We start from the raw sequence: 12,621 nt of genomic DNA, 5'->3' as shown, positions 1-12,621 counted from the left end.
GGGAGAGGAAGCGATTCACCCCGAGCCGCGCGTCACGCCGCCTTGATGGAGATGACCTTCTCGGGCTTTTGCGCCGTAGCCGATTTCGGCAGACGCACGGTCAGCACGCCCTTGGCGAAGGTCGCGTCGATCTTTTCCTTGTCGACGTCCTCCGGCAGTCGGAAGGCGCGACGGAAAGAGCCGAAGCGGCGCTCGGACAGGAAATAGCCCTTGTCCTTCTCCTCGCGCTCCTCCTTCTTCTCGCCGCTGATGACGAGCGAATCATTGTGGAGCTTCACTTCGATGTTCTTATCGTCGAGCCCGGGCAGCTCGGCCGTGACCTGATACTCCTTGTCCTTCTCCACGAGATCGACCGCCGGCGTCGTCGCCCAGCCGAGCGAGAACCGTCCGAACGGCTCCAGCTCGCTCGCCGCGGTCCGCTGAAACGGCGCATCCTCGAACAGCCGGTCGATCTGCCGCCGCAGCGTCTCGAACGGATGCCAGTCGAACAGACCGGGGCCGGTCTCCTTGGACTGCCGCACGGGGACTTTGCTTTCGGCTTCCGCCATTTTCGCCTCCTCGTCATGGATCGGCGCGCCGGCCTCTCGCAGGGGCGATCGTTCGCACGCGCCGAATGGGGACGCCTCAGACGTAGGGGCGCGGGCGCGAAAAGCAATGCGGCGAAACGTCGGAATCCCCGGACGGAAGCGCGGCGGCTCTCCGAGATGAGCTTTGTTTGATCGCTGCGTCTCGCGGCGAGCACAATGGCGCTTTTTGCGGAACGCAAAAAGCCTCGAAGGATGCTCCGGAAGGCGCGGCGGCCACCCTTCGAGACGCCCGCTACGCGGGCTCCTCAGGGTGAGGGGACTGGTTTTTCTGGGTCGACCGGAATCCGCATGAGACATCGGCGGAATCGAACGCGCGGCGCACATGGCCACAAGCCTCGCCGGTCATTTGGCGATCGTGACGCGCCGGCCCGCGCTTCTCGCCTGCACGCCCTTCTTGTACATCGTCTCCACGAGTCCGGGGGGCTCGGCAAAAACGCCCGCGGTCTGCGCCTTGGCGCGGAAGGCGAAGCGATAATTGCCTTTGGGCAGCACGTCATAGGCGTAGAACACGCGATCGTCGCCGAACGAGACGCTGGTCGGCGCGAGAGTGGGCGCGAAGGACGGCTGCGCCCCGGCGGGCGCGGTCGCGAGCGCGGGATTGAGCGGCTCGAATCCGGCGGGCAGCGGCAGAGAGATCGCCACATGCGTGCGGTCCTGCGGATTGACCAGCTCCGCCGTCTCCTCGATCACATCGCCGAGAGCGAGCGTCACGGCGCCATTCGCCGCCTCGATCTTCTCCAGCGGCGCATCGGCCTTGCGCACGCGCAGCATGTCGCGCGTCAACGCGAAACCTTCGCTCACGGGAGCCGCCGTCGCGCCGCTCTCCTTCGGCTCGTAGCGCGTCTCCACCAGCGCGACGATCGGCGCCGCGCCGCGATTGGCGAGGATCAGCGCGGAGGGCGCGGCGCTCGTCCTGCGCAGGATCGGATTATTGGCGTCGAGCGTGATCGCCTCCGGCGCGGCGCCGTCCTGCGAATATGCGATTTGCAAGGGCATTTGCGGGCGTCGCCACACTGCCGCCAGCGCGTCTATCGCCGCGGCGTCGGCGTTGGTCGAGCCCCAGCCGTCGCCCTCGCCGAGGCGCAGCAGCGCATCGCGCAACAGGCCCGCGCGCGGATCGGAAGGAGCGGCGACGGCCGTCGCCCGCACCATCTCCGCGAGCGCGCGCATCTCGGACGGCAGGATCGTGGGATCGCCGCCATCCGCCGCCTGGCCCGCATAATATTGCGCGCCGTTGCGCGCGAGAATTTTCACCCGGCTCCACATCGAATCGAGCAGCGCGTCGACGATGCGGCGATCGCCGGCCGGCGCGCGCGCGGCGGCGCGGGTCAGTTCGGCGACGCTGGCGTTGGGCATGACGTCGGCGTGTCGCGCGAGCTCGGCGACGTAGGATTCGTCGAGCTCGCCGCCCTCGGCGAGCGCGATCAGCGCCTCGACGCGCTCGCGCAATTCCTCGCCCGCGAGCAGGCGCGGATAATCCGAGCGCAGCGACAATTTCAGCACATTGGCGAGACGGTCGGCGAGCGGCTTGTCGATCGGCTCGCCGGCGCGCTCGGCGCTCGCGAGGAAGGAATAGGCCCAGGCCGTCAAGGAGACATTGCCGCGCGCGCGCGGCCAGAAGGCCACCAGTCCGTCGGCGTCGACGGACTGGTCGATCGCGCGGATCGTGTTGCGCACATCGCCGCTGATGCGGCCCTCGAGTCCAGCCGCCGAGAGGATGGGCGTAAAACTCTTCAACGCCAGCGCCGCGCGCGCGAGCGACAGGCGCTGCTCGGTGCAGCCATAGGGATATTCGACGAGCGCGTTCAGCCCGGCGACGAGCTTCACCAGCGCCGGATCGCCGGCGAGCGTCACATCGCGGCGGAAGGAGCCCGGCCGCGCCTCGTCCGGCGCCGGAGGAAGCGTCTTCGTCTCGCCCGGCGCGATCTCGACGATCTCATAGCGCCGCACGGGCAGCCGATCCGGCTTTATCGGCAATTCGATCTGCACGGCGTCGCGCGCATGGTCGGCGTCGCGCTCGACGCGGAAGTCGAGCGTGACGCTCTCCTTGCCCGCTTCCGGCGCGCTGGCGGCGACATCGATGCGCACCGGCCTGTTCTGCACCCATGAAAAAGCCTGCGGCGCATTGCTCGCGAGGGTCAACCCGTCGGCCGTAATCGACGCCTTGCCGGCGCCGCCCGGTCCTTCGACGACGCGCGCGATGAGCGAGACGTCGAGCCTGTCGCCCGGCCGCACGAAACGCGGCAGCGCCGGCTGCGCGACCAGCTCCTGGCGAATGAGCATCTCGCCCGTGGCGTAACCGAAGCGTTCCGGCCCGCTCACCGCCTTGGCGCGCAGCTTGAACACGGTGAGCGTGTCGGGGAGCTTCACCTTTATCTTCGCAATCCCGTCGGCGCCCACCTTCACGCTCGGAAGATAGATGGGAACGGGCGTGAAATTCTTGCGCACGCTGACATTGGTCTCCGCGCCCCATTCGTCGAGGCCGGCGTCGCCGCCGGGAATCTCCTCGAGCGGAATTTTGCCGAAGGCGAGATTGCGCGTGTCGCGCGCGGCGAGCTTCGTCTCGCGCTCGACGATGAAATCCGGCACGGGATCGAGCGGCCGCTCTTTGGCGAGCGACAGCACCGCCTGATCCACCATCCAGAAGGTCGCTTCGCCGGCGAGCGGCTTGCCGAGATCGTCGGACAAGCGCAGCGTCACCTCGACCTCCTGCCCCGGCCGCGCCTTCGTCGGATAGTCGAGCTTCACGGTCGCGATATTCTTGACCGGCGTCACCTCGATCCATCTGGTCGCGGCGATCGTCACCGGCTTGCCCTGATCGATATTGGACGCCGGCGCCGGCGCGCTGTCCTTCAAGCGTCCGCGCATGATGAGAAAATGCACAGCGAGCTTCGGCGTCTGCTCCTTGCGCAGCGTGAGCGAATAGCGCCCGAAGCCATTGGCGATGTCGACGAATTGATAATCGAACACGCCGTTCGGCTGCTCGACGATGGCGAGCGCCTGCGCGTTCTGGAAAGGCGATTGGACGACGAGCGTCGCCGTCTCGCCGGGGGCGTAAGCTTGCTTGTCGGTCGTGATCGTCGCGGTGGAGGCGGGCGGCCGCTGGAAGGTCACCGGCGTATTGCCGCCGACGAAGAAATCGACGCTCACCTGCTGGCGCCGGCCGATGCGGTCATAGGCCTCCAATTGCACGACATAGACGCCGGCCTCGCGCGTCTCGAGCTCGATTTTCTGCGCCTCCTCGGCGCTCGTCAGCTTGCGCTCGAGGATCGTGTCCTCGATCACCTGCGTCACATATTTCGCCGCGCCTTGCGCGAAGTCGGAGGCCTGCAGCGTCGAGACCCAATTGCGCTTGATGAAGCGCAGCGTCACCGGCAGGCCTTCGACCGCCTCGCCCTTGCCGTCGAGCGCCAGGAACTCCGGCGCGATCGCGCCCGGCCGCTCGACATAGCGCGGGACTTTCAGCCCGAGCATGAAGGGCGGCACGGCGATCACATTCTGCACATTGCGCACTTCGATCCCGTCCTCGCCGGCGACCGTCGCCTCGATCGAATAGCGGCGCGGCTGCGCGGTCGGCTCGATGGTCGTGTCGAAGGTCATGCGCGCGGCGCCGCCGGCGTCGGTGCGCGCATCGCGCTCCAGCACGGGCGAGGATTTGAATTTTCCCTCGCCCGAGAAACGGGCGTCGGTCGAGAACAGAAAGCCTTCGCGCCCCGGCGGCTGGAACAGATGCGGAAATTGCACGGCGCGCCACTTCACCGGACGCTCGGAGACGAGCCCGCCGGCGAAATAGCGCGCGAGGAGATCGACATTGAACTCGCCGTCGAGCGGAACGATCTGCGGCGCGTTCAGCACGACCTCGAAGGTCGGCAGGCGATAGGCCTCCTTCTTGAACGAAAACTGTCCGCAAGAAATGGTCTGCGACTGGCCTTCGGCGCCTTCGCTTTGTTCGTCCTCGCTCGCCTCCTTCTTTTTCGTCTCGGCGCCGTCGGGCTCGAAGCGCAGCGCATAATCGCCGGTCGCCGGCGTCTGCGCGTCGAATTTGTGATAAAAACTCCCCGCGGCGTCGAGCTTCACCGGAATGCGCCATTCCTGATTGCCGGGGCCGGAGACGACGAGCGTTCCGCCGGCCTTCGCGACGCTCAATGCGCCGTCGCGCCAGGAGCGCACGAAGCCTTTGACATGCGCCGGCTCCTCTGGCCGGTAGATCGGCCGCTCGGCGAACACGTGGCAGAGCGTCCGCGGCTCTTGCCTGCGCTGTTCTTGCGGATTCGCGGTCCAGGCGAGCCAGGCGCCGTCGGGCTTGGTCCAATTCTCGTGTGAATATTCCGACGGCGCGTCATTGGCGTCGACGACCAGCGTGTCCAGCCCCTTGGACACGACGACGCGGCGCACATCGGCTTCCGCGCGCTTGCCGGGATCATAAGAGAAAAAGCCCGAATTATCGGTGAGCCCGCGCGCGAGCGTGACGAATTTGTCGTCTTTGACGCCCTCGAGGCGTATCTCCGCGCCCGGCACGGGCTTGGCGGTCGAGAGCGACGTGACGGCGAAGCGCACGCGCGCGCGCTCCTCGATCGCGCCGAGCGTGAGATCGGTCACTTGCGCGCGCAGCCAATAGCGCTTCCTCTCGTCGACCGCGCGCAGGCCGACGAGATAAGTCCCGGGCTGCCCTGCTCCCGCGATCTTGGCGAATTCGCCCGAAAGATCGAGGCCGAATTTGGCGTCGGCGCCGTTGCGGCGGATCGGCAGATCGAGCAGCGCGGAGACGGCGGGCGAGCCGAGCGCCTTGATGCGCTCGGCGATGGCGGACGCTTCCGGCGCGCCGCTGTCGCTCCATCGCGCCGGCTCATTGCCGGGCAGCGGCGGCGGCGCGGAATCCTCCGTCTCGACGCCGCTCTTCGGAAAGGGCCAGAAGTCGCGCGCGAGCGGATCGATCGCATGGATGCGGATATCGGCGCGGTCATAGCCGCGCCCGCGCAGCGGCAGCAATTGCGGGCCGAAGCGCTCGACGATTCCCTGCGCCGCGTCCCACGCGAGCGCCGGCCTGTCGCGATCGAAGGCGAAACGCTGCGAGAAGCGCGAAGCGAGCGCGCGCTTGCGGATGTCGCGCAAGGCGCCCGGCGAGACTGAGAGCTCATAGACGCGATCCGACAGAAACTTGCCGAAGATGTCGAGCCGCTTGTGGTCGATCTCGACCGACAGATCGTCGACCGGCGGCGTGACGCGCAGCGCCTCTCGCGCGCGCAGAATGTCGATGTCGTCGGGCTGCTCGGTGAAGGTCAGCGTCAGCCGGCGCCGGTTGGCGGGCCGATAGGCGGGCGCATTCTCCTCCTCGCCTTCCGACGACGAAGACGAGGAGAGCGAATAGCCGAAGGCGCAGCGCAGCACGCCGTCCTGCTTCTCGTCGCTCCAGCCGCGGCCGCAGCTCGCTTCCGTCACGGCGAAGGGCGCGGCGGAGCGCGCGCGCAATTCGAAAATCTCGTCGTCGAGCCCCGGCTCGTCGGCGAGCTTCAGCCGCAGAATGGCGACGCGCCCGTCGCGCACGGGCTCGCGCAGGCGAATGACGACGCTCTGCTCGGCCTTGCGGTCGCCGCGCTCCAGCGCACGAATGTCATAGTCCTTGTCCGTCAGCATCTGTCCGCCGAGCGGAGAGATTCCGGGCGCGGGACGCAATTCGATCGTGAGCAGCCGCGACAATGCGGCGATGTCGACCGGCTCAGGAAAAGTGAGCGTGACGCGCTCGAGATCGGCGAGCGGTTCGGCGCCGTCGCTCGGATCGGTCGAGGATGGCGTCGGCAACAGCGCGACGAGACGCGTCGCGCCGCCGCCCGCCTCGACGTTTACGCGCGCGAGCGGCTTCCACGGCTCGGCGGGACGGAACTGCAGCGCGCGTGCGCCGATCCAGCGCCATTCGCCCGCGGGCTCCGGAGAGAGCTTCACGAATTTCTCATGCGCATCCTCCGGTCCGCCCGCCTTCGGCCCTGTGTCACGATCGAAGAAGATGGTGACGGGATCGAAACTGCGCAGGAATTTTTCCGGCACGACGCGAGCGCCGTCGGCGCGGCGCAGTTGATCGAAGCTCGTCCGCGGCTCCGCGCGCAGCGGGGAGACGCAGGCGAGCAGGACGAGCACGAGCGGCAAACGCATCGAATTTCCTCGGCTAAAGTGACCGTGTCATCGCGCGAAGCGAAGCGATGAAGCGACCGAGAGGCCACGCCGCGGCTCTGGATCGCTCCGCTTCGCTCGCGATGACGAAAATGCTGGCCATGGCGCTCATTTCCCGCCCCTCTTTCCGGCCTTCTCCACGAACTCCGCCACCACTTCCGGCGGGGGGCCGGAGGGCGGCGGGGCGAGGCCGCGCAAAGCGAGGCGCAGCGTCGTCGACGGGGCGTCGACGGGCGCGCGCGCCTCCACGAAATAGCGGCCGGGGTCGAGCCGAACGATCTGCGCGGCGCCTTCGCCGAGCGTCTCGCCCGTAATGTCGAAAAGGCGCAGCTCGGCGCGGTCCGGCTCGGCGCGCAGGCCGAGGCCGATCTCGCCGGCCTTCTTCACCTCGAAAGTGAAGAGCGCCGTTCCGCCGGGACCGAGCGCCACGGGCTCGTTGACGCCCTCCGCCGCCGGAAGGACCGGCGTCGTCGAAACGGTCAGCGAACCCGACAGCGGGCCGTCCTGCGGCGAGAAGATCTCGATGAGCGCGCGCCCCGGCGCCGCATATCGGTGCAGCTCGACGCCCGAGGGGAAAGTGGCGATCTCGCGCGCGTTCTGCGTCACGGCCACGATGGCCGGGGCGCTGGCGCGAATGTCGAGGACAGCGGGCGCGATCACATCGAGCGCGAAGGCCTGCGCCTCGCCGCCAAGCGCCGCCGCGAAAGGCGCGGTCACGACGCGCGGCGCCGGCGCCGGCCAGGGCGATGCGCCGGCGCGCTCGATCCAGGCCGCGACGAGGCCCGGGCCATGGGCGATCGTCGCCTGGCCCGGTCCGTCGAGCCGCAGCGCGCTCCCGCGCACGACCCGCCCATCGGCGCCGACAAAGGTCGCCGCGCCGCCGGCGACGACGAGACGGTCGCCGGCTTCAGCCTCGATCGAATAGACGACCTCGCCCGCCGCTCCGAAGAAGCGCTTAGCGACGCGGCCGATGGTCAGAGGCTCGTAGCGCTCGGCCGACAGCGCGAGGCGCGCCGGCGCCTCGCGATCGGTCGGATTGATCAGCCAGACCTCGCGCCCCCCCTCGAGGCGGCGCGACAGAGGCGCGGCGTCGGCGAAGGCCGCGAAGGCGCGCGCTTCCTGCGGAGCGGAAAAAGCGGCAAGTCCGCTCGCGAGGTCGAGCGCCAGCGCGCCGCCGGCGCCCTCGAGCCTCACCGGCTGCGCCGTGAAGGGCGGAATGACCCCGACAAAGAGCGCGTCGGCGCGAAGCGGCGCGGCGATGGCGACGTCGATCGGCCGAACGGCGAGGCGCAGCGGCGCGGCGCCGGAGGCGTTCCACAGCCGAGCGGGCTCCGCGCCCACGAGCGCGAGCGCCGCGCCCGGCGCGACGGCGAAGCCCCTCCCGGCGGACACGCCCGGCTGGCCGAAGGCCGAGCGCGCGAACCACAGCCGCGCCCTTCCGGACGGCGGCGGCGCGCCGGGCAGCACGGCGCGCTCGCCGGTCCCGAGCGTCAGCGCGATTTCCGCCCCCGTCAGCGCGAGCGGCGCGACATGGACATGAGCCTTGCAGTCACCGCGCGCGAGCAGCCACAGAGCGTCCGATTGCGGCGCGAACGCGCCGCTGGACGCCGGCTCCAGCAGTTTGCCGGGCGTCGATCCGGCGGCGAGCGCCTCCGGCGCTGGACCGATGGCGACGAGCGCGCCGCCGGGCGTGCGCACGAGGCCGGCGCAGAACTTATTCGCCAGCCCCTCGATTGGAACAGGCTCCAGCGTCACATTGCCGAGGGGGCCGCCGGGACGCGCCAGGCTGCGCACGGCGAGCGAGATCGGCGCGTCTGCGCCGCCGATGGTCCAGACGACGGCGCGCCATTCGCCCGCCTCCGCCGGCCAGGCCGCGACCGGCGCGAGCCCACGCTCCTGTCCCATCACGCGCCAGCGCCCGTCCGCTGCGCGTTTTTCGATCGACAGCGCCGTTTCGCGCGAGGATTGCGCGGCGACGACCATCAGCCGCCCGTCCGAGGCGACGGGCAGCGCGAGCTCATGCGCGCCCGCGCCGGCGACCGTTCGAACGCTCGAGAAAGTCAGCGCCTCGGCGGGCGCCGACGCCGGCAGAGCGAAACGAATCTCGACGCCCGCAGGATCGCGCGGCTCCTCGGCCGCCTCCGCGCCGTCTCCCTCGCCCTCGGAGGATTCCGCGCCGCTCGCCTCCGCCGTGCTCTTCAGCGCGGCGAGCCTGAGGCGATAAGACCCGGCCGGCAGGCGGCGCGACAAAGAAATATTCCAATCTTCGGCGCGGCCTTCCAGCCGCTCGATCATGGCGCCGGACTCGTCCTCGAGCGCGCCGATCGCCTCCTCGTCGCCGAAGCTCGTCACATCGACGATGCGGTCCTCGGCGATCGAGAAGGGCAGCGTCGCCGGCAATCGGACGAAACGCGGGGCGCCGGGCTGCAATTGCTTCGAGGCGAGCGTGATCCGATAATCCAGCCGATCGTCGTGGGCGAGGCTGCGCGCCTCGATCCGATAGGCGCCCGCCGCGAGCTTTTTCGCGAATTTGCGCCCGGCGGCGAATTTGCCGACGCTCTCGCCGCCGCGGAAAATCTCGGCGATCATGCCCTCGCCGATATCGATCTCGATATCCGACTCGCCCGCGAGCGCGAAGGTCCAGAGATCCGGATCGCGCGGGGCGCCCTTCGCCGCGGGCTCGCGCCATTGCAGCTTCTGCGGCGCGTCGAAAGGCAGAGCGTGCGGGCCATGGCCTTCGAGCGGCGCCGGCGTCACGACCTTGCGCAGGCGGGTCACGAAGCGCCCCTCGACGTCCTCGGGCGGCACGACGAGCCGATAGCGTCCCGGCTCGAAGCGACGGACGAGGCGCGTGATCGGGCCGGGAGCCGTCAACGGCCAGCCGTCCGCCTCCTCGAGCCGCGCCCGCCACTCTTTGCCGAGGCCCTGGAGATCGAGCCGATAGAGCCCGGCCTCAGTGACGTCGATCGGCACGACCGCGCCGCGGCCGCCGTCGAGCGCGGCGCCGGCGACGCCTTCGCCCACGATCGGCGCCGTCGTCGCGAGGGCGACGGGCCTCACGGAAAGGCCGAGATGCCCGGCCGATTCGCGCGCGGTGACGGCGGCGCGATAGGCTCCGGCGCGCAGATAGGCGGAGACCAGCGCGTTGTGTCCCGGCCCGTTGTTCTCGGCTTCGCCGAGACGCGGCGTCACCGCCGCGCCGAGCGCGAGGCGCGTCTGCAGCCTGCCGAGCGTCTCCACCCGATAGAGGCCGCCTTCCGCCGCCTCGAAACGGAACTCGCGGCGCTCGTCGCGCGCGAAGTCGAACCAAGCGGGCCGCGCCGCGGCGATCGTCACGGTCGGCGATTCCTTCGCCGCCTCGACCGCCGCGGCGTCCGGCTCCGGGACATGGACGACGGCGACGGCCTGCGGGCCCGGGGCCGCGGGGAGGCGGATCGTCGCCAGCCGGATCTCCTTGTCGATCTTCTCTTCGGCGATCGCGGCGGGAAGGCTCGCGCCCCTGTCGTCGACGATCAGGATTTTTCCCGCGCGGGGGGCGCGGACGGGCAGGAGTTCTTCGGCTGCGGCTGCTCGCCATAGGGCCGCCGGGCCTTTCGCGAGATCGGCCGGCAGAGCGGTCACACGCGGTCCGGTGACGAGACCCGGCGCGCTATTGGCGAGAATGAAATAGGAGCCGGCCTTGTCGAGCTCCTGCCGGCCGAAGGAAATCGCCGCGCGCGCGGGCGGCGGGGCGGCGAGCTCCGGCGCGAGGCCGGGAGGGCCGAGCGTCAGATCGAGGACGCCGACCGCGCCGTCGACCGGCTCCAGCGACAGCGAATAAAAGCCGGCCTGCAGGTCGTATCGGTTGGGCAGGCGCCCGTCCGCGCGCGGCGCGGCTGTGGCGAAGGCAGGCTCTATGATCGCATGGACGCGCGGGCCTTCGACGCCGATCGCGACGGGGCCGCTGTCCGTCGCCTCGAAGAGCAGCGTCGTCGGGCCGCGCAGATTGAACTTCGCGCGATAGGCGCGGCCGCCGCCGATCTTGGGCAGGTCGGAGGCGAGCGCGCGGACCCCGCCGTTTTCCGCCCGCGCCAGCAGCGCCGTCGCGGGAATCTCGTCCGCTCCCTCGCCGGCGACGTCGAGCGCGACGAGATGCGGGCCGGAGCCCTCGATCGTGGCGCGGCTCGCCCGTTTCAGCGCACGCAGCGTGAAGACCTGCCCCTCGAGGCCGGAAATCTCGACGCGGGCCGCCGCCTTTCCGTCGCCGGCGAGCGAGAGGAGCGCGACCGGCTCGCGGCTCCGCTTGTCGATGGAGGCGACGGCCGGGGCGCCGTCGCCGCGTCGCGCTTCGAGCCGCGCCGCGACGGGTTCCGGCAGCTCGAGACGGAATGTGTCATCGCCCGCCGGCGCCTCGAAACGCGCCGAGCCGAAGGGGCCGAGCGTCCCTGCGACGACGCCCGCCGCGAGCGATCCCTGTTCGATGTGACGCATCAGGAAGGGCTGCGCCGTCCCGCCCTCGGGCCAGACCAGCGGCTCGCCGCCATAGGCGGTCAGAGCATAGCGCCCCGGCTCGATGGTTCCTTCGAGCCGCAGGCGCGTCATCGGACGGCCGGCGCGAGGCTCCACGGAATCGCGGGCGGGCGAAAGATCGACCAATTCGCCGTCGGCGCGCCACAGGCGCAGATCGCGTAAGCTCCGGCCGAGCGCCTCGACGGCGACGCGTCCCGAGGGGCCGACCTCGAGCGCAGAGGAGCGTTGCGACAAATCGCCGAGCTCGGCGGCGACCGTCCGGCCCGGCGCGAGCGCCTCGCTTCCCTTCTGCAGCTCCACGAAGGGCGAAGCCATCAGCGCGATTCTGCCGCTCGCGCCCTTCGCGCCGAAGACGCGCAGCTTGTAGACGCCCTTGTCGAGAAGCTGGTCCAAACGCCCGTCGCGCAGTCCGGCGGCGCCGGCGACCTCCCCGGGACCCGCGATCATGTCGACGAGCTGGAGGGCGGCGCCCGTGGCGCTGCGCGCCGCGATCGCATAGCGGCCGGGCCGCGGAATGGTCAGCAGCGTGAAGCCGTCGCGGTCGGCGGAAGATCATTCGCGGAAAATCGGCCCGCGGCCGGACGAGCGGTCTCCTCGGCGGCGCGCACGGACGCCGGCGCGAGGGCCGCCAGACAGACGAAGGCCGCCCCGGCGACGAGATCACGAAAATTCGACCGTCTCATGCAACCTCTCCGCCGCCCGAAGCGCCATGCGCCAGCCTAATGCGACGAGCCTTCGCAAGTCGAGCGCGCCTATGGCCCTCGATGCGGGACTCGACGAGCATCGCACGGAGCAATCGCGCTTTTTTTACGGCCGGACGATGCGCCGCCGCACGGACGGCGCGCGCAGCTCGACCCTCCGCCGCGCAAGAATCGGCGCTCCGCGTCGTTAACCTCGTCGGCGACGGAATTTACGCCGTTCCCATGTCCGAGCGCCCGGCGCGCGCTAGTTGCGCCGCCGTGAGGCAACATGATTGCCGAAAGGCAAGCCTATTACGGAGGTCTTGAATGAAATCGAAACTCGCAACCCTCGTCGCCGCCGCTCTGCTCGCCGGGGCGGGCTCCGCGGTCGCCGGTCCCCGCATCGTCACCGATCTGGCGGCGTTCCGCTCGGGTCCGGGCCTGACCTATCTGCCCATCCTCGCAATTCCGCCCAAGACCGTGGTCGAGGTGCGCGGACACATCGGCGGCTGGTCCCGGGTCTTCTATGCGGGCAATGTGGGCTATGTGGCCAGCTCGCTGCTGGCGCGTCCGGCGGTCGCCGCGCCGATCGCCGTCACGCCGATCGGCGTCGTTCCGGCGGTGGTCGTCACGACTCCGGCGCCCGCGCCGCAGTTCTGAGCCGATCCGCCGCAAACGCA

Annotated in this window: 5 protein-coding genes; 1 reads left to right on the top strand and 4 read right to left on the bottom strand. The window is 70.0% G+C overall.

Annotated elements, in window-relative coordinates:
* Positions 1–32: 32 nt before the first annotated feature.
* From AC6IW9_RS05790 to AC6IW9_RS05775, 4 genes are all read right to left on the bottom strand, one after another.
* Positions 33–548 carry an Hsp20/alpha crystallin family protein gene (locus tag AC6IW9_RS05790; protein WP_497770088.1) on the bottom strand — a complete coding sequence of 172 codons (516 nt, stop codon included), beginning with the start codon at positions 546–548 and terminating at the stop codon, positions 33–35.
* A 381-nt stretch (positions 549–929) separates the two neighbouring features.
* Complete coding sequence (locus tag AC6IW9_RS05785) at positions 930–6,734, bottom strand: alpha-2-macroglobulin (RefSeq protein WP_497770085.1); 5,805 nt, start codon at positions 6,732–6,734, stop codon at positions 930–932.
* Between the two features lie 126 nt (positions 6,735–6,860).
* Positions 6,861–11,708, bottom strand: a complete 4,848-nt coding sequence (locus AC6IW9_RS05780; protein WP_497770082.1) for a hypothetical protein — start codon at positions 11,706–11,708, stop codon at positions 6,861–6,863.
* A 71-nt stretch (positions 11,709–11,779) separates the two neighbouring features.
* Positions 11,780–11,944: a hypothetical protein gene (locus AC6IW9_RS05775; RefSeq protein WP_497770080.1), complete on the bottom strand. Its 165-nt coding sequence runs from the start codon at positions 11,942–11,944 to the stop codon at positions 11,780–11,782.
* Positions 11,945–12,268: 324 nt separating this feature from the next.
* Here AC6IW9_RS05775 and AC6IW9_RS05770 point away from each other — a divergent pair, with 324 nt between their 5' ends.
* Entirely contained in the window at positions 12,269–12,601 is a 333-nt protein-coding gene (locus tag AC6IW9_RS05770; RefSeq protein WP_497770077.1) for an SH3 domain-containing protein, read from the top strand.
* Positions 12,602–12,621 lie beyond the last annotated feature (20 nt).

This window comes from Methylosinus sp. shoA, from assembly GCF_059718125.1.
Note: the sequence above shows the minus strand (reverse complement) of the source record. Positions and strands in the feature narration are given on the sequence as shown.

What these genes read in the sequence shown, in the direction of transcription:
- AC6IW9_RS05790 (WP_497770088.1), bottom strand. Translation starts at nt 548, where the DNA reads ATGGCGGAAGCCGAAAGCAAAGTCCCCGTGCGGCAGTCCAAGGAGACC.
- AC6IW9_RS05785 (WP_497770085.1), bottom strand. Translation starts at nt 6,734, where the DNA reads ATGCGTTTGCCGCTCGTGCTCGTCCTGCTCGCCTGCGTCTCCCCGCTG.
- AC6IW9_RS05780 (WP_497770082.1), bottom strand. Translation starts at nt 11,708, where the DNA reads ATGATCGCGGGTCCCGGGGAGGTCGCCGGCGCCGCCGGACTGCGCGAC.
- AC6IW9_RS05775 (WP_497770080.1), bottom strand. Translation starts at nt 11,944, where the DNA reads ATGAGACGGTCGAATTTTCGTGATCTCGTCGCCGGGGCGGCCTTCGTC.
- AC6IW9_RS05770 (WP_497770077.1), top strand. Translation starts at nt 12,269, where the DNA reads ATGAAATCGAAACTCGCAACCCTCGTCGCCGCCGCTCTGCTCGCCGGG.